The 19,911-nt window shown below is 64.4% G+C and carries 17 protein-coding genes; 6 read left to right on the forward strand and 11 right to left on the reverse strand.

From position 1 onward, the window contains the following. Positions 1-52: 52 nt before the first annotated feature. The 3 genes from J7E83_RS04835 to J7E83_RS04845 all read left to right on the forward strand — a co-directional run bounded on the left by J7E83_RS04835 (position 53) and on the right by J7E83_RS04845 (position 3,410). Positions 53-859: a peptidylprolyl isomerase gene (locus J7E83_RS04835; protein ID WP_214959589.1), complete on the forward strand. Its 807-nt coding sequence runs from the start codon at positions 53-55 to the stop codon at positions 857-859. Between the two features lie 67 nt (positions 860-926). Next, a complete protein-coding gene (locus tag J7E83_RS04840) occupies positions 927-2,621 on the forward strand; it encodes a DUF349 domain-containing protein (RefSeq protein ID WP_311379580.1) in 1,695 nt (564 codons plus the stop codon). Positions 2,622-2,723: 102 nt separating this feature from the next. Next, positions 2,724-3,410 carry a type IV toxin-antitoxin system AbiEi family antitoxin gene (locus tag J7E83_RS04845; RefSeq protein WP_214959591.1) on the forward strand — a complete coding sequence of 229 codons (687 nt, stop codon included), beginning with the start codon at positions 2,724-2,726 and terminating at the stop codon, positions 3,408-3,410. Here the strand turns inward: J7E83_RS04845 and J7E83_RS04850 are convergent. The 9 genes from J7E83_RS04850 to pdxT form a co-directional block, all read right to left on the reverse strand. Further along, positions 3,291-5,684, reverse strand: coding sequence for a bifunctional (p)ppGpp synthetase/guanosine-3',5'-bis(diphosphate) 3'-pyrophosphohydrolase (locus tag J7E83_RS04850; RefSeq protein WP_214959593.1), 2,394 nt, complete (start codon positions 5,682-5,684; stop codon positions 3,291-3,293). The genes J7E83_RS04845 and J7E83_RS04850 overlap by 120 nt on opposite strands. 135 nt (positions 5,685-5,819) lie before the next feature. Beyond that, on the reverse strand, positions 5,820-6,839 hold the full coding sequence (gene secF / locus J7E83_RS04855) for a protein translocase subunit SecF (RefSeq protein ID WP_214959595.1): 1,020 nt from the start codon (positions 6,837-6,839) through the stop codon (positions 5,820-5,822). Beyond that, positions 6,839-8,596 carry a protein translocase subunit SecD gene (gene secD, locus J7E83_RS04860; protein ID WP_214959597.1) on the reverse strand — a complete coding sequence of 586 codons (1,758 nt, stop codon included), beginning with the start codon at positions 8,594-8,596 and terminating at the stop codon, positions 6,839-6,841. The genes secF and secD overlap by 1 nt, the downstream gene beginning before the upstream one ends. A 113-nt stretch (positions 8,597-8,709) precedes the next feature. Further along, positions 8,710-9,099 (reverse strand): preprotein translocase subunit YajC, encoded by a 390-nt coding sequence (yajC, locus tag J7E83_RS04865; RefSeq protein WP_214960958.1) that lies wholly within the window; start codon positions 9,097-9,099, stop codon positions 8,710-8,712. Between the two features lie 233 nt (positions 9,100-9,332). After that, entirely contained in the window at positions 9,333-10,421 is a 1,089-nt protein-coding gene (gene ruvB / locus J7E83_RS04870) for a Holliday junction branch migration DNA helicase RuvB (RefSeq protein WP_214959599.1), read from the reverse strand. Beyond that, complete coding sequence (gene ruvA, locus J7E83_RS04875) at positions 10,414-11,058, reverse strand: Holliday junction branch migration protein RuvA (RefSeq protein WP_214959601.1); 645 nt, start codon at positions 11,056-11,058, stop codon at positions 10,414-10,416. Before ruvA ends, ruvB begins: the two co-directional genes overlap by 8 nt. Positions 11,059-11,156: 98 nt before the next feature. Then, on the reverse strand, positions 11,157-11,735 hold the full coding sequence (gene ruvC / locus J7E83_RS04880) for a crossover junction endodeoxyribonuclease RuvC (protein ID WP_214959603.1): 579 nt from the start codon (positions 11,733-11,735) through the stop codon (positions 11,157-11,159). Between the two features lie 35 nt (positions 11,736-11,770). Continuing rightward, positions 11,771-12,526 carry a YebC/PmpR family DNA-binding transcriptional regulator gene (locus J7E83_RS04885; protein ID WP_214959604.1) on the reverse strand — a complete coding sequence of 252 codons (756 nt, stop codon included), beginning with the start codon at positions 12,524-12,526 and terminating at the stop codon, positions 11,771-11,773. A 3-nt stretch (positions 12,527-12,529) separates the two neighbouring features. Next, on the reverse strand, positions 12,530-13,240 hold the full coding sequence (gene pdxT / locus J7E83_RS04890) for a pyridoxal 5'-phosphate synthase glutaminase subunit PdxT (protein ID WP_214959605.1): 711 nt from the start codon (positions 13,238-13,240) through the stop codon (positions 12,530-12,532). A 90-nt stretch (positions 13,241-13,330) separates the two neighbouring features. Here pdxT and J7E83_RS04895 point away from each other — a divergent pair, with 90 nt between their 5' ends. Together J7E83_RS04895 and J7E83_RS04900 are read left to right on the forward strand one after the other, a co-directional pair. Continuing rightward, complete coding sequence (locus tag J7E83_RS04895) at positions 13,331-14,623, forward strand: Mur ligase family protein (protein ID WP_214959607.1); 1,293 nt, start codon at positions 13,331-13,333, stop codon at positions 14,621-14,623. Beyond that, positions 14,620-15,372, forward strand: a complete 753-nt coding sequence (locus tag J7E83_RS04900; RefSeq protein WP_214959609.1) for a type 1 glutamine amidotransferase — start codon at positions 14,620-14,622, stop codon at positions 15,370-15,372. The genes J7E83_RS04895 and J7E83_RS04900 overlap by 4 nt, the downstream gene beginning before the upstream one ends. Positions 15,373-15,416: 44 nt before the next feature. On the opposite strand, the gene J7E83_RS04905 is transcribed toward J7E83_RS04900, so the two are convergent. Beyond that, positions 15,417-16,664, reverse strand: a complete 1,248-nt coding sequence (locus tag J7E83_RS04905) for a CapA family protein (RefSeq protein WP_214959610.1) — start codon at positions 16,662-16,664, stop codon at positions 15,417-15,419. A gap of 83 nt (positions 16,665-16,747) precedes the next feature. Between J7E83_RS04905 and J7E83_RS04910 the strand changes: the two genes are divergently transcribed. Then, the gene (locus J7E83_RS04910) at positions 16,748-18,760 is read left to right on the forward strand and encodes a M3 family metallopeptidase (protein WP_214959612.1); all 2,013 of its coding nucleotides are present in this window, start codon (positions 16,748-16,750) and stop codon (positions 18,758-18,760) included. 97 nt (positions 18,761-18,857) lie between these two features. Here J7E83_RS04910 and pdxS read toward each other — a convergent pair whose 3' ends face one another. Beyond that, positions 18,858-19,784 carry a pyridoxal 5'-phosphate synthase lyase subunit PdxS gene (gene pdxS / locus J7E83_RS04915; protein WP_214959614.1) on the reverse strand — a complete coding sequence of 309 codons (927 nt, stop codon included), beginning with the start codon at positions 19,782-19,784 and terminating at the stop codon, positions 18,858-18,860. Positions 19,785-19,911 lie beyond the last annotated feature (127 nt).

The following is a 19,911-nucleotide window of genomic DNA, read 5'->3' on the forward strand; positions in this document are numbered from 1 at the left end:
CGGACGGTAGCCTCCAATCGGGCCGCCCGCAGCACGACATAGAGGAGGACCCTTGGCGGCCAGTACACGCAACGCCCGCGAAGCGAAACGGCGCATCCAGCAGATGGAAGCGAAGCGCGAGCTCCGGCGGGAGCAGGAAACGCGGCGCAAGCGGGACAACATCATCGCCGTCGCTGCCGGCACCGCCGCCGTGTTACTCGCCGTCGTACTCCAGCTCACCACCTTCTCGGGGAACCCCACCGAGGAGGAGTTCGCGGCGGCCGAAGCGGGGCTGAGCAGCCCATCGGCGTCGGCCACGCCTACAGCCCCAGCCACCAACGGCCCCAATATCCCAGCAGCGGACACTGCCGCCGGCAAGGTGTTTACGGGCGAACTGAAGCTGAACACCGGGACGATCGGGGTGGAATTGGACGGCAGCAAGGCTCCCCAGGCTGCCGCCGTCTTCAAGTCTCTAAGCGACCAGGGGTACTACGCGGGTTCCACCTGCCACCGGCTGACCACCGGCGAAACGTTCGGCCTCCTGCAGTGCGGCTCCAAGACCGGAGACAGCAGCGGTGACCCCAACTACAACTGGGGCCCGCTGGAAAACACACCCACTGACAACACCTATCCAGCCGGAACAATTGCCGTGGCCAGGACCGGAGACAACGCGTACGGAAACGGCACGCAGTTCTTTGTTGTCTACAAGGACACCGTGATACCTGCCGATTCCGCGGGTGGCTATACGGTGGTGGGCAAGGTGACATCGGGACTGGACGTGGTGACCAATATTGCCGCTGCCGGAATCACGCCCGGCGCTGGCGCCACAGACGGCGCGCCCGTGGAACCAGTCACGATAGACTCGTTTTCTCTGAAGTAGGAAGCCCGGTCCCAGAGGCCGCGGTGCGGTACGTGAGTATTTCCCTCCAAGCGAAAGACTTTTAGCGGTGACAGACAGTCAGAAATCCGACGAAACAGCGGCGACAGACTTGACCGAAGCAGCAGCCCCCGCGGCTGATGACACGGTGGTTGAAGACGCAGTAGCTGAACAGGCCCCGGTTGAAGCGGCCACGGCCGAACAGGCGCCCGCCGAGCAGGCACCGGCCGAACAGGCACCGGTTCAAGGGACCCCAGTCGAAGAGGCTGTAGCCGACGAAGCTGCCGCTGAAGAGGCTGTAGCCGACGAAGCACCAGCCGAAGAGGCTGTAGCCGACGAGGCCGCCGCTGAAGAGGCTGTAGCCGAAGAGACCCCAGAAGCTCCTGCCTCTGCTGCACCGGTTCCTTCACCAGCACCACGCCCGGCACCGTCCCCTGCAGCCTTCGCCGCACGCCCCAAGCCTGCAGCGGCAGCCCCCGCGTCGGCGCCCGCCCCCGTCGCTTCCGCGACGTCGCTGGAAGAAGCCGCCCGCTGGGGGCGAGTGGAAGGTGACGGCCACGTCTTCCTGAAGATCGACAACGACGAGCACCCGGTGGGCCAGTACCCGGGCGTCAGCGATGACGAAGCCCTCGCGTACTTTGCCCGGAAGTACGACGACGTTGTCGCCCAGATTGTGCTGCTGGAGCAGCGCGTCGGCTCCAAGGCCCCCAGCACTGACATGCAGAAAACCGTGACCCACCTGCGCGAGCAGCTGGCTGAGCGGAACATGGTGGGCGACCTGCGCGCTGCCGAAGCGCGCCTGGATACCCTGTCTGGCCAGATCACGGAACTCGAAAAGGCTGAAAAGGCAGAGCATGAGGCCGTCAGGACCGCGGAACTCGCCGCCCGCGAGTCAATCGTGTCAGAAGCTGAGGAAATCTCCGGCCAGGATCCCTCACAGATCCAGTGGAAAACTTCCAGCGCCCGGATGAACGAGCTTTTCGAAAGCTGGAAGACAGCCCAGAAGAGCGGCGTACGGCTGGGCCGCAGCAACGAGGACGCCCTGTGGAAGCGCTTCCGTGCTGCCCGCACGGTCTTTGACCGGCACCGCCGGGCCTACTTCTCCCAGTTGGACAGCAACAACTCGGCTGCGAAGTCAGCCAAGGAGAAGCTCATCGCGGAGGCCGAGACCCTGTCCACGTCCACGGACTGGGGCTTCGCCGCCGGGGAATACCGCCGCCTGATGGACGAATGGAAGGCCTCCCCGCGCGCCAGCCGCAAGGACGACGACGCCCTGTGGGCCCGCTTCCGGGCCGCACAGGATGTCTTCTTCACCTCCAGGCAAGCCGCCAACGAGGAGATCGACCAGGAGTATGCGGCGAACCTCACGGTGAAGGAAGCCCTCCTGGCCGAGGCAAACACCATCCTGCCCGTCAAGGACCTGGCTGCGGCAAAGAAAGCGCTCCAGTCCGTCCGTGACCGCTGGGAAGAGGCTGGCAAGGTACCCCGGGCGGACATGGGCCGCATCGAAGCCGGCCTCCGAAAGGTGGAGGACGCCGTCCGGCACGCCGAGGAGGAAAACTGGCAGCGGTCCAACCCCGAGACGAAGGCCCGGACCAACAGCGCACTGTCGCAACTGGAATCAGCCATAGCTGGTCTGCAGGATGATCTGGCCCAGGCAGAGAAAGCCGGCGACCAGCGCAAGATCAAGGCGGCCCAGGAAGCTCTCGAGGCCAGGCAGGCCTGGCTGGACCAGATCCAGCGATCTGCCAGCGAGCTCTCCTGACCTGAAACCCCGCAAGTAAGCCTCTACAGTTCCGGCCCCGGTTATCCACATATCCGGGGCCGGATCTGTACTCGTTTAAAGCCGCCGCGGCAAGATGGCTGAATGGCCACATCGTCCCCTCCCCAATTCCCAGAGCTGTACTCGCCGGGGCGGCCGTTTGCCTGGCCCGAACTCCAGTCCCTCGCAGCAGATGGCCTGCTCATACGGCTGCACCAGCGTGGCTATACGCTCCCGGAGGTTCCGCCTTCGCCGCAATTGAGGGCAAGGGCGGCTGCCAGCGCCGTGCCGGAGGGCATCCGGCAGCGGGTCGTCGCCGGGCGGATGACCGCTGCATGGATCTACGGCTGCGCGGAGGAGCCGGACCGGCTGGCGCTCCTGGTGGACGTGAAACGCCGGATTTCGAGTCTGCGCAGTACCCGGGGCTGCACGCTCCACGAGGTCAGGCTTGGACCCTTCGACGTCGTCAGTATGGGCGGGCTGATGATCTCCAGCCCACTGCGCACGGCCCTGGACATTGCCCTCCATGTTGACGCCGCCCGTGCCGTACCTGCATTAGCGGCGCTGCTGGCCCGTCCGGAAAGGGACGTCCGGCTGCGGCTGCTGGTCCTGGCAATCGAGTCCACTCCCCGGGTGCCGCACAAGAAAGCCGCACTCGAGAAGCTGGCCCTGCTAACTCCGGCGTTTGTTCCCGGTGGTCCTGTAGACGTCAAAAACGCCGTCGATCCTCCGGACAGCGCTGAGGACGTGGCTCAAGTACTTAGGGTCGCCCATCTCGAAGGCGAACCGTGAGATCGCCACGCGGTCCGTCGAGGTATGCACGCTGGCGGCCAGGATGTTCACATGGTTTTCGGACAGGATGCGTGTCACGTCGGACAGCAGCGACTTCCGGTCCAAGGCTTCCACCTGGATCTCCACCAGGAACACGCTTGATTGTGTCGGTGCCCACTCCACATCGACAATCCTGTCGGGCTGGTCCTTGAGATCGGAGACGTTGGTGCAGTCCGTGCGGTGAACCGAAACACCAGAGCCGCGTGTGACGAACCCTAGGATCGGATCGGGGGGAACCGGGGTGCAACAGCGCGCCAGCTTCACCCAGACGTCGCCGACGCCCCGCACCACTACCCCTGAATCGGAGAAGCGGGTCTTGGCAACATGGGTAGGAATGCTGACTTCTGTAATATCTTCGTCGGTGCTCTCGTTGCCGCCGAGGCTTTCAACGAGCTTCTCCATCACGGACTGGGCGGAAGTGTGACCGTCGCCCACCCCGGCGTAGAGGCCCGAGATGTCGACGTACTTGAAGTCCTCGGCCACCGCCGCCAGGGCCTCGTGAGTCATGAGGCGCTGCAGTGGGAGGTTCTGCTTCCGCATGGCCCTGGTCAGCAGGTCCTTGCCGCGGTCGATCGCCTCTTCCCGGCGCTCCTTGCTGAACCACTGGCGGATCTTGTTCCGGGCGCGGGCGCTCTTGACGAAATGCTGCCAGTCCTGGCTGGGGCCGGCGCCTTCGGCTTTGGACGTGAAGATCTCCACCCAGTCGCCGTGGTTCAGTTCGCTGTTCAGAGGGACCAGCTTGCCGTTGACCCGTGCCCCGATGGTGCGGTGCCCCACTTCAGTGTGGACTGCGTACGCGAAGTCCACGGGGGTAGAACCGGCCGGCAATGCCATGACCTCGCCCTTGGGCGTAAAAACGAAAACCTCACGGGCATTGATTTCGAAGCGCAACGAATCAAGGAACTCCCCGGGGTCGGAGGTTTCCTGCTGCCAGTCCACCAGGGACCTGAGCCACCCCAGATCCCCGTCGCGGGGACTGCCCGGGCCGGTCGCCGTGCGGTTGGGCTGATCCTTGTACTTCCAGTGCGCGGCCACGCCGTATTCAGCGCGGCGGTGCATTTCATGGGTCCGGATCTGGATTTCCACAGGTTTGCCGCCAGGCCCGATGACGGTGGTGTGGAGGGACTGGTACATGTTGAACTTGGGCATCGCAATGTAGTCCTTGAAACGCCCGGGCAACGGATTCCAGCGCGAATGCATGGTCCCAAGCGCCGCGTAACAGTCCCGTACCGAGTCCACCAGTACCCGGACGCCCATCAGGTCGTTGATGTCATCAAAGTCCTTGTCCCGGACGATCATCTTCTGATAGATCGAGTAGTAGTGCTTGGGCCTGCCCGTGATGGTCGCCTTGATCTTGGCTGTCCGGAGATCCTCGGTGATCTGGTCCCTGATGACCCCAAGGCTCTTCTCGCGCTCCGGAGTACGGTCGCCCACCATGCGGACGATCTCCTCATAGACCTTGGGGTACAACGCTGCGAAGGACAGGTCCTCAAGCTCCCACTTGATGGTGTTCATACCCAGCCGATGCGCCAGCGGGGCAAAGATTTCCAACGTTTCGCGCGCCTTGCGGGCGGAAGATTCCGCGGACACAAATCGCCACGTGCGCGCATTGTGCAGCCTGTCAGCCAGTTTGATCATGAGGACCCGGATGTCCTTGGCCATGGCCACGACCATCTTGCGGACAGTCTCGGACTGGGCAGCTTCGCCGAAACTGACCTTGTCCAGCTTGGTGACGCCGTCCACCAGCATGGCGACTTCGGGGCCGAAGTCCCTTTTCAGGTCAGCCAGCGTGTACGGGGTGTCCTCTACGGTGTCATGGAGCAAGGCGGCGGCAAGGGTTGTGCCACTCAGGCCCAGTTCCGCGAGGATCGTCGCGACCGCCACGGGGTGGGTGATGTACGGATCACCGCTCTTGCGCTTCTGCCCCCGGTGGCTGCGTTCGGCCACTTCGAAGGCGCGCTGGATGAGATCAAAGTCCTCTTTGGGATTATTCGCCCGGACCGTCCGCAGCAGCGGTTCGAGGATGGGCGAATAGCTGGCGGCCGCTCGACCAGTCAGGCGGGCAAGCCGGGACCTGGTACGTTCGCGCCGGCCAGGAAACGTGGGGCGGGCACCGGAATTGTCCACCGGGACAACCGGTGTTGGACGTGCGGAAGCTGCGAGCCCAGTCTTCAATCCGTGGCCCGGGCTGTTGTCCCCGGCTGCCGTTGGCACCGACGCCGAACGTTCTTCCAATGAAGCACCCCTCACGACCGTTTAATTACCTCAGTCTATTCCTCCGTCGGGGCTCCCATGTAACCGGTGCTTAAATGCGAACGGGCCAGCCGGCGTCGCTATTCCGACGCCGGCCGGCCCGTTCGGGAGGTTCGCTCAGGACTGGGCGGGTGCGGCCGCAGCGGCCGCCCGGGACGAGCCCTCGGCCCGCCGTTGCTCCACGCGCCGTGCCTGCTTTGCGAGCTCGGGTTCGTTCTGCCGAAGCCAGGCATACAACGGCGCGGCCACGAAGATGGTGGCAGCCGTGCCGATCAGGATGCCAACGAACAGGGCGAGGGACAGATCGCGCAGCGTGCCCGCCCCCAGCAGCCCGGCACCGATAAACAGGATGGCACCGACGGGGAGAATTGCCACCATCATCGTGTTGATGGAACGCACCAAAGTCTGGTTCACGGCAAGGTTGACTTCCTCGCCGAACGTCCGCCGGCTCGACGAACTTATGTCCGCCGTGTTCTCACGGATCTTGTCGAACACCACCACGGTGTCGTAGAGCGAGTAGCTGAGCACAGTCAGGAAGCCGATGATCGCCGATGGCGTCACTTCGAAATCACTGAGTGCGTAAACTCCGGCCGTGATGAACATCGTGACGAGCATGCCGGCGATCGCGGACAGCGACATCTTCCAGGTCCTGAAGTAGAGCGCCATCAGGGCTGCCGCCAGGACCACGAAGATCACGAGCCCGAGCAGTGCCTGCTTGGTGACGTCCGCACCCCACGTGGGTCCGACGAACGTGGACGTGACCTCGTTGTCCGTGACTCCGTAGGCAGCTGTCAGGCCGGCCTTGATCTTCAAGGTCTCGTCGTCGGTGAGCTTGTCCGTCTGGATGCGCATGGTGTTGCCCGCTACGTTGGCCACGCGGGGAATGCTCCCCGGCACGACGTCCTGGACGGCCTTCTCCCCCGCACTGGTATCCGTGGTCTTGACGTTCGAGACGGTAAATTCAGAACCGCCGCGGAACTCGATGCCAAGGTTGAACCCGCCCTTGGCGACCGGGATCAGGATGGACAGGGCCACGGCTACAGCCGCAATGAGGAACCAGATCTTCTTGGCGCCCACAAAGTTGTAGGAGCGCTTGCCGGTGTAGAGCTCGTTACCGAAAGTGGCAAAGCTGGACATTATTTGGTCTCCTTGGCTGCGCTCTTGGAGGAGCCGGCGAGCTGCTCCTGCTTTTCCGCGAGGCGGCGTTCCGCGATGGTCATCCGGCGTTCGGCCTCGGCTGCGGCTCCGGCGTTCTTGGCCCGGACGACTTGAGGCTTCGCATCCGGCGTCCGGAGGCGGCCGGCACCGCGGTACAGCGGAACGGCGCCGAGCCGCTTCGGGTCAAGGCCGGAGAAGCGGTGGCCTTCGCCAAAGAACCTGGTCCTCGCCAGCACCTGCAGCATCGGGTGGGTGAACATGAAGACCACGAGGAGGTCGGCGATGGCGGTCAGGCCGAGGGTAAAAGCAAAGCCACGGACGTTGCCGACCGCTACGAAGTACAGCACCAGGGCTGCGAGAAGGTTGACCGCCTTCGAGGCAAGGACGGTGCGCTTGGCGCGCTTCCAGCCGTTTTCCACCGCTGAAACCAGGCCGCGGCCCTCACGCAGCTCATCACGGATGCGCTCGAAGTAAACGATGAAGGAGTCTGCGGTCTGGCCGATAGCCACGATGAGGCCGGCCACACCCGCCAGGGACAGCCGGTAGTTCTCAGTCCAGCCCAGGATCGCGATGGCCAGGTATGTCAGGGCGCCTGCCACCACGAGCGACGCGATCGTGACAAAGCCCAGGGCACGGTACTGGAACAGCGAGTACACGACCACCAGCAGCAGGCCAATCACGCCAGCCAGGAGTCCCATGCGGAGCTGTTCGCCACCCAGGGTCGCGGAAATCTGCTGCTCACTTTGGATTTCGAAGCTGATGGGAAGCGCTCCGAAACGGAGCTGGTCGGACAACGCCTTTGCCGTCTGCTCAGTGAACCCGCCGGTGATCTGGGGCCGGCCATCAGTAATGACGGCAAGGGCCCGCGGTGCGGAGATGACCTGGTCATCCAGCACAATGGCGAACTGCGCCTTGGGATCGGTGCCCGATTCGCCGCCGGCTGCGGCGTAGAACTGGTTCAGCCGTTCAGTGACCTCTTTGAACTTGGCCGTGCCGTCCTGGTCGAACTGGATATTGACGGCCCATTCATTGGTGACAGCACCCTGTGCGCCCTGCTTGAGCTGGAAGGAGGAAGTGACAATGTTGGTGCCCTTGACCTCCACCGGACCAAGGATGTACTTGACCGCGGGCGAAGATGCCGTGGCCGGCTGGCAGGTCGCCAGCGGCTTGGTGGGATCCGAGCGCTCCTGCTTATCCTGCGACGGGTTGTCGCAGTCCAGCGTTTCGAATTTCCGGTACACATCAGCCGTGATCCAGTTGGTGTCGCTGCTGTTCGCAGGTTCGGCCGTCGGCTTGGGCAACTGGTCCTCGGGCGTCAGGGACTCCGTGGGGACAGCGGCACCGGCTCCGTTGAGCAGCACCGGGCGGAAGTTCATGTCCGCCGAGGCCTGGATGAGGGCCCTGGTCTGCGTTGACGGGGTTCCAGGAAGGCTTACCACCACGTTGCGGCCGGACTGGGTGCTGATTTCGGCTTCTGCAACGCCTGAACCGTCAACACGCTGCCTGATGATGGCGACCGCCTGGTTGAGTTGGTCTTCGTTAATGTCCGAACCGCCCTCAACCTTGGGCGCCAGGATCATCTGGGTGCCGCCTTCGAGGTCCAGCGCGAGCTTGGGAGCCCAGCTCGCCTGTCCGGCCATGGTGCCGCCGGCCAGGACCGCGGTCAGCACGGCGAGTACCACGCCGAGCCATACCAGTACTCTGAGTCCTGATTTCTTGGGGCCAGTTCGTGCCATTGTCGATCTTTCTCTTATTTACGGAGGAACCGCCGGTGCGAGTCTCTGCTCCCACCGGCGGTAGTCCGCAGCCGTAGAGGTGTGTAACGCGGTGTGCCGTGCGGCACCGCGGACTAGCTGTCCTTCTTGCCCTCATCGTTGAGGCGCTTGAGGGTTTCGTCCGGCGTCTCGGGAGTTGCCGTTGCGGTTTCCTCAGGGGCGAGGGAAGATGCGTCATCGGGGATGACAGTGGGCTCATCTTCGCCCACCACGGCCGGCTCCACGATCTTGGTGACTGCCTGGCGGTGAACTGTGGCGACGTTTCCGGGCGAGAGTTCCAGTACTACCTTGTTTTCGTCATCGTCAATGGACACAATCCGCCCAAAGAGACCGAAGCTGGTCATGACCTCTACTCCCGGCTCGAACTGGGACTGCAGTGTTGCCTGCTGATCCCTGGTTTTCTTGTTGCGGCGGAACATCATGAAGATGAAGATTCCGAGCATCACAAAGAGCAGGATCGTCATGATGTCGATGCCGCCGCCGGGCTGAGTGGTGGTCTGGGCAGTTATATGTCCGAACACGGGGAAGTTCCATTCTGTGCATGCGTAGCTGATTGACAGCGCCGTCCGCTTTGAACCGGGTGGCCTGGCAAAGTGCTGCATGCCAGCCACGGCAGCTGGTGGGCCGCCTGCGGGAACAAAGACCCGAACGTGCCGAGCGTCATACCAGTCTAATGGGAAAAGCTGAAAGGACGGTGCTATTGGCTGTTCGGGGCCCAGTCCGCTGCAGGTTCGCCGCTCTCCGCGTCCGTTTCGAAAAGGTCCAGGGGCTCCTGCCCGAAGACTCCGGCGGGAACGGCGTAGCCCAGGTGCGTCCAGGCGGGTGCCATGGCGATGCGGCCTCGAGGGGTCCGGCCCAGCAGCCCTTCCCGCACAAGGAACGGCTCCGCCACCGTTTCCACGGTCTCGGTTTCCTCCCCCACGGCAATGGCCAGGGTTGAGAGCCCTACCGGTCCGCCACCGAACTTGGTGATCAGGGCTTCAAGAACGGCTCGGTCCAGCCTGTCCAGGCCCCGCTTGTCCACCTCATACATATCGAGGGCGGCGGAGGCGGCGCGGGCGTCGATCTGTTCGATCCCGTGCACCAGCGCCCAGTCGCGGACGCGCCGAAGGAGCCGGTTGGCGATGCGGGGTGTGCCTCTGGACCGGCCAGCGATCTCGCTGAACCCGGCAGAGTTGACCTTTAGGTCCAGTAGGCCTGCGGATCTCCGGAGCACCAGTTCGAGCTCTGCCACCGAGTAGAACTCCAGGTGCCCGGTGAAACCGAACCTGTCACGCAACGGTCCTGGCAGCAGTCCGGCGCGGGTGGTCGCGCCGACCAGGGTGAAGGGCGGAAGCTCCAGGGGAATTGCGGTGGCGCCGGCACCCTTGCCCACCACGATGTCCACCCGGAAGTCTTCCATTGCCATGTAGAGCATTTCCTCAGCCGGCCTGGACATCCGGTGGATTTCGTCCAGGAAGAGGACCTCGCCCTCTGAGAGCGAGGAAAGAATGGCTGCGAGGTCACCGGCATGCTGGATGGCTGGGCCGCTGCTAATCCTCAACGGCGCGCTCATTTCGGACGCCACGATCATGGCGAGCGTGGTTTTGCCCAGCCCGGGCGGCCCTGAGAACAGCACGTGGTCTGCGCTCCGGCCGCGCATCCGGGAGGCCTGCAGGACCAGCGAGAGCTGCTTGCGGACGCGGTGCTGGCCTACGAAGTCGTGAAGGTTCTTGGGCCTGAGGGCAGCTTCAATGACCCGGTCCTCGGGTTCCTCTCCAGCCGCAACCACCGACTGCTCAGCCACGGCTGCCTACGCGGTTCCCGGCCCGCGCGCCGTCCTGGCCTAGCCAGCGGAGTGTCGTCCGAAGGATTTCGGCCACATTGCCGCGGCCCGACAAGTCCGGGGAGTCTTCGAGTGCCTTGTCGATGCTTGAGGTGGCATCCTTTTCCGACCACCCCAGACTGGTCATGGCCGCGACTACCTGCGGCTTCCAGGCCGCTTCCGAGGAAGCAGCGGGAAGGGGAGCTCCTTGGGTGCCATGCGGTACCAACTTGCCCGCGAGCTCCAGAACAATCCTCCCTGCCACCTTGGGGCCGATACCGGGCACTTTCGTGAACGTTTTGCTGTCCCCGGTGTGCGCTGCCACCCGGATGGCTTCTGGTTCGTGGACGGCCAGCACCGCAAGGGCGAGCCGCGGCCCCACCCCGCTGACACTGAGGAGGACGTCGAAGACTTCACGCTCGTCGTCGGAAGCAAACCCGAAAAGGGTCAGCGAATCCTCACGCACGATCAGCGAGGTGAACAGCTTGCCTTCCTCCCCGGTACGCAGCCGGCTGAGGGTCTGCGGGGTGGCGTTGACGCTCATCCCTGCGCCGTTGAGGTCGATCACGGCCGTGGAAAGACCAACGTGGGCAACTGTTCCGCGGAGGAAACTGATCAAGCCGGGCTCCTGGTGTACCGCCGGGCCGCCATCTGGAAGGAGGACAGGACCGGCTATCCGAACATATCTACGAATACCCTAGCAAGCTGGGAGGACATTCACCGTGCGCGGCGCGCCTTCGCTTCGGCATCCGCCCATGCCCGCTGGGCCGGCGTCAGCGACAAGCTTCCGGGCCCCGTGGTGGATACACTGGCGCCGCTTCCCGCCCGCCACGCGTGCGTGATGGCAAGAGCCAGCGCGTCGGCGGCATCTGCCGGGCGCGGCGGTGCGTCCAGCCTGAGGATTTTGGTGACCAGTTTTGTCACTGCCTCCTTGTTGGAGGTTCCGCTGCCGGTGACAGCAGCCTTGACCTCCGACGGCGTGTGAAGCGCCACCGGGATGCCGCGGCGGGCTGCGGCGGCGATCACCACCCCGGACGCCTGCGCCACTCCCATCACTGTGCTGACATTGAGCTGCGAGAAAACGCGCTCGACAGCCAGGACGTGGGGTTCGTAACGATCCAGCCACTCATCGATGGCCAGGGCGATCACCAGCAGCCTCCGGTCGAGGGTTTCTTCAGGGGACGTACCGACCACACCGACCGCAACCATGGTGGCCCGCCTGTTCCGCTCGACGTCGACTACCCCGATGCCGCAGCGGGTCAGCCCCGGGTCAACCCCCAGTACTCGCAGCGTCACTGTGCCGCAGCCGCCCTAACCCGCAAGGCGGAGGATCACTCGGCTTCCAGGGCGGCCTGGACTTCGTCGCTGAGGTCGGCGTTACTGTAGACGTTCTGCACGTCGTCGAGGTCTTCCAGTGCGTCAACCAGCTTCAGGAACTTCTTCGCGGCATCCACGTCGAGGGGCACTTCCATGGAGGGCACGAACTCGGCCTCGTCGGTGTCGTAATCGATCCCGGCGTCCTTCAGGGCGTCACGGACGGCCTGAAGATCCTTCGGATCCGAGTGGATTTCGAACGTCTCGCCGTTGTCCTTGACTTCCTCGGCGCCGGCGTCGAGGACGGCCATCAGGACGTCGTCCTCGGTCAGCTCCTTCTTGGGCAGGGACACCACGCCCTTGCGGCTGAAAAGGTAGCTCACGGAGCCGGGATCGGCAATGGTGCCGCCGTTGCGGGAAATGGCAAGGCGGACTTCGGAGGCCGCACGGTTCTTGTTGTCGGTGAGGCACTCGATGAGGAGCGCCGAGCCCTGGGGCCCGCGGGCCTCGTACATGATCTCGGTATAGTCCACCACTTCGCCGGTCAGGCCTGCACCGCGCTTGATGGCGCGGTCGATGTTGTCGGCCGGGACCGAGGTCTTCTTGGCCTTGGTGACGGCAAGTTCAAGGCTGGGGTTGCCGGAAAGGTCCGGGCCGCCCATGCGGGCGGCGACTTCGATGTTCTTGATCAGCTTGGCGAACGACTTGGCGCGGCGGCTATCGAGGATGGCCTTCTTGTGCTTGGTCGTTGCCCATTTGGAGTGGCCTGACATGCTTTACGCTTCTCCTCTGATCATTCGGATAAAAAGTTCGTGTACGCGTTTTTCCCCGGTCACTTCCGGGTGGAAGGAGGTGGCCAGCAGGTGGCCCGAACGCACTGCAACAATTCTAGCGGCCCCCGGCAGCGTGGCAGCGTGGGATGCGTGGGCAGGGTCGGCCGGCTCCACCTGGGCGAGGACCTCCACTCCGGGGCCGACCCGCTCCACCCACGGCCCGCGGATGAAGACGGCGTGGACTGGCGCAACGCCGTCGTCCGTGGCGCTGAACTCCAGGCTTTTGAAGTCAAGGTCGGTTTCGAAGGACTCCCGCTGCCGCCCGAAAGCGTTGCGGCGCACGGTGATGTCCAGGCCGCCGAAGGTCCGCTGCGGTTCGCCCGCAAGGTCGGTGGCGGGGTCGGCGATCTCGTCGGCGAGGAGGATCATCCCCGCACAGGAGCCGTACACCGGCAGGCCACCACGGATGCTTTCCTGCAGCGGCTCCGCCAGGTCAAAGGCCCGGGCCAGCTTGTCGATGGCAGTTGACTCACCGCCGGGGATGATGAGCCCGTCCAGGCCCTCAAGCTCGGCTGGGCGGCGGATCCCGACGCCGGAAGCACCGGCCGCCTCGACCACCCGGAGGTGCTCGCGGAAGTCGCCCTGGAGTGCCAGGACGCCGATCCGAAGGCCTGAGCCCACAGGTGCGGGAGCTGCCGAAAGGGGTTTTGTCATTCATTCAGCATAATGCGCCCGCCGGGCCAGGGGCTTTCGAGCAGCCGCCGGGGCCGGGTTTTATGCCGCTGCTGGGATATATTACTGAGCATGCTTTACTTCAGTATTCCGCTCGGCAAGCTGGTCCGCCGGGTGTCCCGGCTCAGGGGCGGCGGCTCAGCCTTGCCCGGGCTGGTGGTCGAAAAAATCGATCCCGGCTTCATGCGGCGGACCCTCTCCACCCTTCCGCACGGGGTGGCAGTGGTGAGCGGAACCAACGGAAAAACCACCACCACCAAGATGGTGGTGGAACTCCTCGAGAGCCAGGGCCTCAAGGTCTTCACCAACCGCACTGGCAGCAACTTCACCCGTGGGGTAGCAGCGGCTTTGCTCGGTGAAGTCGACTGGCGCGGCAGGCTCAAGGCGGATGTCGCCGTCCTGGAGCTGGACGAGGCCCACGCCGTGCACTTCGTGAACAGCGTTCCACCGCGCTACAGCCTCCTCCTCAACGTGCTGCGCGACCAGCTTGACCGTTTCGGGGAGATCGACAAGACGGCCCAGCTCCTGCAGCACGTTGCCGCCAAAACAACGGGAACGGTGGTGCTCAACCGGGAGGACCCACGGGTGGCACGGATCGCCGGCACCCTGACCGAACAGGATGTCCAGTATTTCGGCCTGGACGATTCCCTCCTGAGCACCTTCCCCAATGACGACGACATGCGGGCGGCTCCCGGCAGCCCTGTTCCGTCCTCGCTCCCCGAAAAGCCGCCGGCCGACGTCGTGCTCCGCCGGGTGGGGCCGGACACCGCTGATTTCGAGTACGACGGCGTCACTGTCACCACCGCCATGAAGCTCCGCGGCGTCTACAACATTTTTAATGCCGCGGCAGCACTTACCCTTGCCCGCAGCATCTGTGGCGGAGGCGCCGCCACGGCGGACCACGCCACGTTGCTCACCGCCCTGTCCCAGGTGGAACCCGCGTTCGGCCGTGGCGAAAGCCTCACGGTGGACGGCCAACCGCTGGACCTGGTCCTGGTGAAGAACCCCAGCGGCTTCCGGCTTGGCCTCAAGTCGTTCCCGGCAGGCGGTTACGCCACGATGATCGCCATCAACGACAACTACGCCGACGGCCGCGACATGTCGTGGCTCTGGGATGTCGAATTCGATTCCCTCCGCAACGGCGGCGTGGACCAGCTGACGGGCTCCCGTGCCTATGACATGGCCCTGCGGCTCCAATACGACGAAGTCCCGGTCGGCGCCGTCCAGCCGGACGTTGCCCCCGCCCTCGCCGCGTTCGTCCGTGAGGCCAAAGGAAGGCCCAAGCGGATCTTCTGCACCTACACAGCTATGCTTGCCATCCGCCGCGAGCTGTCCAAAATCACCACAGTGGAGGTTGTCTCATGAGCGCTGAACCAACCGCCGGCGGGCCGGACAGCAAAGGCACCATCCGCGTCGTGCAGCTCTACCCCCGCGACATGAACATCTACGGCGACTGGGGAAACGCCCTGGTTCTGCGGCAGCGCCTTACCTGGCACGGCTACACTCCTGAACTCCTGGAATACAACGTCGGCGACGAATTTCCTGAGGGCGTTGACATCATTCTGGGTGGCGGCGGCCAGGACAGCGGCCAGTTGGTCATCCAGGACGACCTGCAATCGCGGGCGGGTGTCCTTACGGACCTGGCCGAGGATGGCGCCCCCATGCTGGTCATCTGCGGCCTGTACCAGCTGTTCGGGCGGTTCTTCAAGACCCGTACCGGTCCGGTGATTCCGGGCATCGGGATCCTGGACGTCGAGACACACGGCACCGACGAGCGGCTCATCGGCAATGTCAAAGTGACAACGGACGAGTTCGGTGAGGTGCTGGGCTACGAGAACCACAGCGGCCAGACCACCTTGGGCAGCGGAGTGCGCCCGTTGGGCACTGTGGCCAAGGGAACGGGAAACAACAGCAACGATGGCCACGAAGGCGCCCGATACCGCAATGTGGTGGCGAGCTACCTGCACGGGTCCCTGCTGCCCAAGAACCCTGCCATTGCCGACTTCCTCATTCGAACCGCGGCGGAACGAAAATACGGGACCTTCGTGCCGGGAACACCGGACGACCGCTACTCCGTGCTGGCCCGGGAACACGCCGCCCGGCGTCCGCGCTGAACATTGCCACCGGGCGGGCTATTTAGGCTGCCTGCACACGCCTTTCAGCGTTCCTTGGTAATCAGCAGCTCGTGTGCCCCTGCCGTGGCCGCGCCCATGGCGTCCACGACCGTTGCAGTCCGGAGCCTGGTGGCCGCGTCGGCTTCAGGCGTGGCACAAGTGCCTTGCGGTGCATCGGATGCGACCGAGCACCAGCGGTAGGGCCCACGGACAATCACAGAAGGAGCCCAGGCAAGGTCGGACGCGGCCCATTTGCCCGAGGCATCCTGGCTGAACTGTGCCCGCACCAGCAACCCCTCGTTGTTGACCACGTACCAAGGCGAAAGTTCCGTCACGCCGTTGCCCAGGCCATACACGATCCACGTGCCCTTGTAGTTCTCGATGGGCAGCACGGAATGGGTGTGGTGACCATAGATCATCGTGAACTGGCCGCTGTCCACGAGGGCGTGCGCCACTTCCTTTTGCTGGGCGTTGGCTTCGCTCGCGTACTCGTCACCGGCGTGCATGGCTCCGAGCACAATGTCCGCGCCCAGTGCCCGCGCTTTTTGCGCCTTGGCGATCATGGTCGGCGCGTCCAGCATGTCCACCTGCCAGGCGTACTCGGGGTACAGTCCGTTGAGGCCATAGGCCCCGGCGATGACGGCGATCTTGGCCGCCTTGGTCTGCACCATGAGGATTCCCTGCGACTCGGCCTCTGTGCGATAGGAACCTGTATGTTTCAGGCCCGCCGCGTCCAGGGCATCAAGGGTGCGCAGCACGCCGTCGGTGCTGCGGTCGATGGTGTGGTTGCTGGCGGTTGTACAGGCCTGGTAGCCCACGTCCTTGGCGGCGGTGATGATCTGGGGTGGCACGTTGAAGGACGGGTAAGAGGAGAACGGCCCGTCCGGCAGTGCCACAGGTGTTTCCTGGTGGCAGATGGCGAGGTCACTGGCCTGGATATACCTGCGCTGGCCTTCCAGGAGAGGAACGAAGTCCAGTCCCGGTTTGCCGCCGGCCGCCGCGTCTTCACGGGCCTGCTGCCAGAGCTGGGTGTGGACGAGCATGTCCCCCGTCATCAGGACGGACGTACAGCGGAGCGTTGGACAGGCAGGACCGGCCCCAGACGTTGGAGTGGGCATCGCTGCCGGGGATACGCTCGGCTGAACGGTTCCCGTGCCGCTGCCGGATACCGCTGGCGTTGTCCGGGCGTTTTCTTCTGCGACCAGCCCACAGCCGGCAAGCACCGCCGCCAGTGTGAGCGCACTGGCCACCGCACCGGCGCGGTGGGCAGCCTTGGCAAGCCTGTTCCCCATACGTGCCATTCTAGGTTCGTTGCTTGCCCCTGACGCGTATTTGGTGCGTTGAGAAGAGTGCCGTCATGTGAAAGGTTTACTTCATGACGAACCCCCTGCTGAGCCGCAGCCCCTTGCCCTACGAGCTGCCGCAGTTTGCTGAGATCCAGGCCTCCCATTACGGCGAGGCGGTGGATCGGGGCCTCGCTGAACATCTGGCAGAGATCCGGGCGATAGTGGAAAATCCCGAACCTGCATCGTTCAAGAACACCGCGCTGGCATTGGAGCAGGCGGGCCGACTCCTGGAGCGGGCTACGGCATCATTCTTCACGCTGGTTTCCGCAGATGCCTCCGATGCGATCCAGGAGCTGGAGAGGGAGCTGTCGCCCCGTCTATCAGCCCACCAGGACGAGATCTTTCTCAGCCGGGCACTCTTTGACCGCTTCGCCGCCATAGACACAACGGACTGCGACCCGGAATCCGCACGGCTCGTGGAGGAGTACCTCAAGGAATTCCGGCAGTCAGGCATCCAACTGGATCTTCCCGGCCAGGAACGGCTGAAAGCAGTCAACGCGGAGCTATCCCGGCTGGGTACGGAATTCGGCCAGCAGGTGAAGGAAGCCATGAAATCCGCGGCCCTCATCCTCGACAACGAAGACGAGCTGGCGGGCCTGCCCGCCGACGACGTCGCCAGCGCAGCAGAGGCGGCCCGCGCTGCGGGCCACGACGGCAAGTTCCTGCTGACTCTCATCCAGCCCACCAACCAGCCAGCCATGGCCGCCCTCAAAAGCCGGGGAGTCCGGCGCCGGCTGTTTGAAGCGTCTGTCAGCCGAGGGAGTGACGGCGGGAACCTGGATGTCCTGGAACTGGCCAGGTCCACGGCCGCGCTCCGGGCGGAAAAGGCCGCCCTCCTGGGCTTCGCGAATTATGCAGAACTCGTGGTGGAGCAGCAGACGGCGCCCCACTTTGCAGCTGTCCAGACAATGCTCGGCCGGCTGGCACCGGCCGCCGTCCGCAACGCGGACGCGGAGGCGGCAGAACTGGCGGAGATTGCAGGGCATCCGTTGGAGGCCTGGGACTGGGCGTTCTACTCTGCCCGGGTCCGCCGGGAGAAGTACGCCGTGGATGAGCAGGCAATCCGGCCCTACTTCGAGCTGGATCGAGTACTGCGGGACGGTGTCTTCCATGCGGCGACGTCACTCTACGGCATCACCTTCCACGAGCGGGACGACCTTTCCGGCTACCACCCGGACGTCCGCGTCTGGGAGGTCCGGAACGAGGACGGCAGCGGCCTGGGCCTGTTCCTGGGTGATTACTACACCAGGGAAACGAAGCGCGGTGGGGCGTGGATGAACTCACTCGTTGAACAATCCGCCCTGCTTGGCACCAAGGCAGTGGTCATCAACAACCTCAACATATCCAAGCCGCCGGCCGGCGAGCCGACGCTCCTGACGCTGGATGAACTTCGGACGGCTTTCCACGAGTTCGGCCACGCGCTGCACGGGCTGCTGTCCAGCGTGACGTATCCCCGCTTCTCCGGGACCTCGGTCCCCCGCGACTTCGTGGAGTACCCGTCTCAGGTCAACGAGATGTGGATCATGTGGCCGGAGGTCATGGCCAATTACGCCCGCCACCACGTGACCGGCGAGCATCTCCCCCAGGATGTGGTGGACAGGCTGAACGCGTCTGTGCAGTGGGGTGAAGGCTTCGCCACCACCGAATACCTTGGTGCCGCCCTGCTGGACCTGGCGTGGCACGTCTTGGACGGCACGGACATCCCGGAGGACGTCGTGGCATTCGAAGCCAAGTCCCTGGCTGCCGCCGGAGTGGCCCACGCCTTGATCCCGCCAAGGTATCGCACGGGCTACTTCCAGCACATCTTCGCCGGGGCGGGGTACGCCGCCGGCTACTACTCCTATATCTGGAGCGAAGTGCTCGATGCGGAGACTGTTGACTGGTTCAGCGAGAACGGCGGCATGACCCGGGCCAACGGCGAAAAGTTCCGCCAGGAACTTCTGTCCCGGGGCAACAGTCGGGATCCCCTGGAATCGTTCCGAGCCCTGCGCAGACGCGATGCACGGCTTGAGCCGCTGCTGAAGCGCCGCGGCCTCGGGTAGCCCGCTCCCACCCCCTTAAAGAAGTACGACGCCGGTCCCCCACCAACAAAGGTGAGGAACCGGCGTCGTATGTTACATAGCCGAGACGAAAGGCGAGTTACCAGCCGCGCTCGGCGAGGCGGTGCGGCTGCGGGATCTCGTCCACGTTGATCCCGACCATGGCCTCGCCCAGGCCGCGGGAGGCCTTGGCGATAACGTCCGGGTCATCGAAGAACGTGGTGGCCTGAACGACGGCGGCGGCACGCTGGGCCGGATTGCCGGACTTGAAGATGCCAGAGCCGACGAACACGCCGTCGGCGCCGAGCTGCATCATCATCGCAGCATCTGCCGGGGTGGCGATGCCGCCGGCGGTGAACAGCACCACGGGAAGCTTGCCTGTGGCAGCGATTTCCTTAACCAGCTCATACGGGGCCTGCAGTTCCTTGGCCGCGACGTAGAGCTCGTCCTCGGGCAGGGCCGCAAGCTTGAGGATCTCGGCGCGGATCTGGCGCATGTGCGTGGTGGCGTTGGAGACGTCCCCGGTGCCGGCCTCGCCCTTGGAGCGGATCATCGCCGCGCCCTCGTTGATACGCCGCAGCGCCTCACCCAGGTTGGTGGCGCCACAGACGAAGGGAACGGTGAACTTCCACTTGTCGATGTGGTTGGTGTAGTCAGCCGGGGTGAGAACCTCGGACTCGTCGATGTAGTCCACGCCCAGCGACTGCAGGATCTGGGCCTCGACGAAGTGGCCGATCCTGGCCTTTGCCATGACCGGGACGGAGACTGCGTCGATGATCTTGTCGATCATGTCAGGATCGGACATGCGGGACACGCCGCCCTGGGCACGGATATCGGCGGGAACTCGTTCCAGCGCCATCACTGCAACGGCACCGGCGTCTTCGGCGATGCGGGCTTGTTCGACGTTGACGACGTCCATGATGACGCCGCCTTTGAGCATCTCGGCCATGCCGCGCTTAACACGGCTGCTGCCCGTGACGCTATTCGCGGACGAACCGGCTTCGCTGCTTACATCAGGTGTAGACACAAAAACCCCTATGGGTAGATAGATGACCTTCGCCGGGCGGGAAGGCGGCACGGAGATGCCGCTAGGTGCACGCACCGGATTGCCGGATCCATTGACCGGGCAGTCCTAATACTAGTCCCACCGCGGC

Source organism: Arthrobacter sp. ISL-48 (assembly GCF_018613805.1).
In the GTDB taxonomy this organism is placed as follows: Bacteria; Actinomycetota; Actinomycetes; order Actinomycetales; family Micrococcaceae; genus Arthrobacter.

What these genes read in the sequence shown, in the direction of transcription:
- J7E83_RS04845 (WP_214959591.1), top strand. Translation starts at nt 2,724, where the DNA reads ATGGCCACATCGTCCCCTCCCCAATTCCCAGAGCTGTACTCGCCGGGG.
- secF (WP_214959595.1), bottom strand. Translation starts at nt 6,839, where the DNA reads ATGTCCAGCTTTGCCACTTTCGGTAACGAGCTCTACACCGGCAAGCGC.
- secD (WP_214959597.1), bottom strand. Translation starts at nt 8,596, where the DNA reads ATGGCACGAACTGGCCCCAAGAAATCAGGACTCAGAGTACTGGTATGG.
- yajC (WP_214960958.1), bottom strand. Translation starts at nt 9,099, where the DNA reads ATGACGATCCTGCTCTTTGTGATGCTCGGAATCTTCATCTTCATGATG.
- J7E83_RS04885 (WP_214959604.1), bottom strand. Translation starts at nt 12,526, where the DNA reads ATGTCAGGCCACTCCAAATGGGCAACGACCAAGCACAAGAAGGCCATC.
- pdxT (WP_214959605.1), bottom strand. Translation starts at nt 13,240, where the DNA reads ATGACAAAACCCCTTTCGGCAGCTCCCGCACCTGTGGGCTCAGGCCTT.
- J7E83_RS04895 (WP_214959607.1), top strand. Translation starts at nt 13,331, where the DNA reads ATGCTTTACTTCAGTATTCCGCTCGGCAAGCTGGTCCGCCGGGTGTCC.
- J7E83_RS04900 (WP_214959609.1), top strand. Translation starts at nt 14,620, where the DNA reads ATGAGCGCTGAACCAACCGCCGGCGGGCCGGACAGCAAAGGCACCATC.
- J7E83_RS04905 (WP_214959610.1), bottom strand. Translation starts at nt 16,664, where the DNA reads ATGGGGAACAGGCTTGCCAAGGCTGCCCACCGCGCCGGTGCGGTGGCC.
- J7E83_RS04910 (WP_214959612.1), top strand. Translation starts at nt 16,748, where the DNA reads ATGACGAACCCCCTGCTGAGCCGCAGCCCCTTGCCCTACGAGCTGCCG.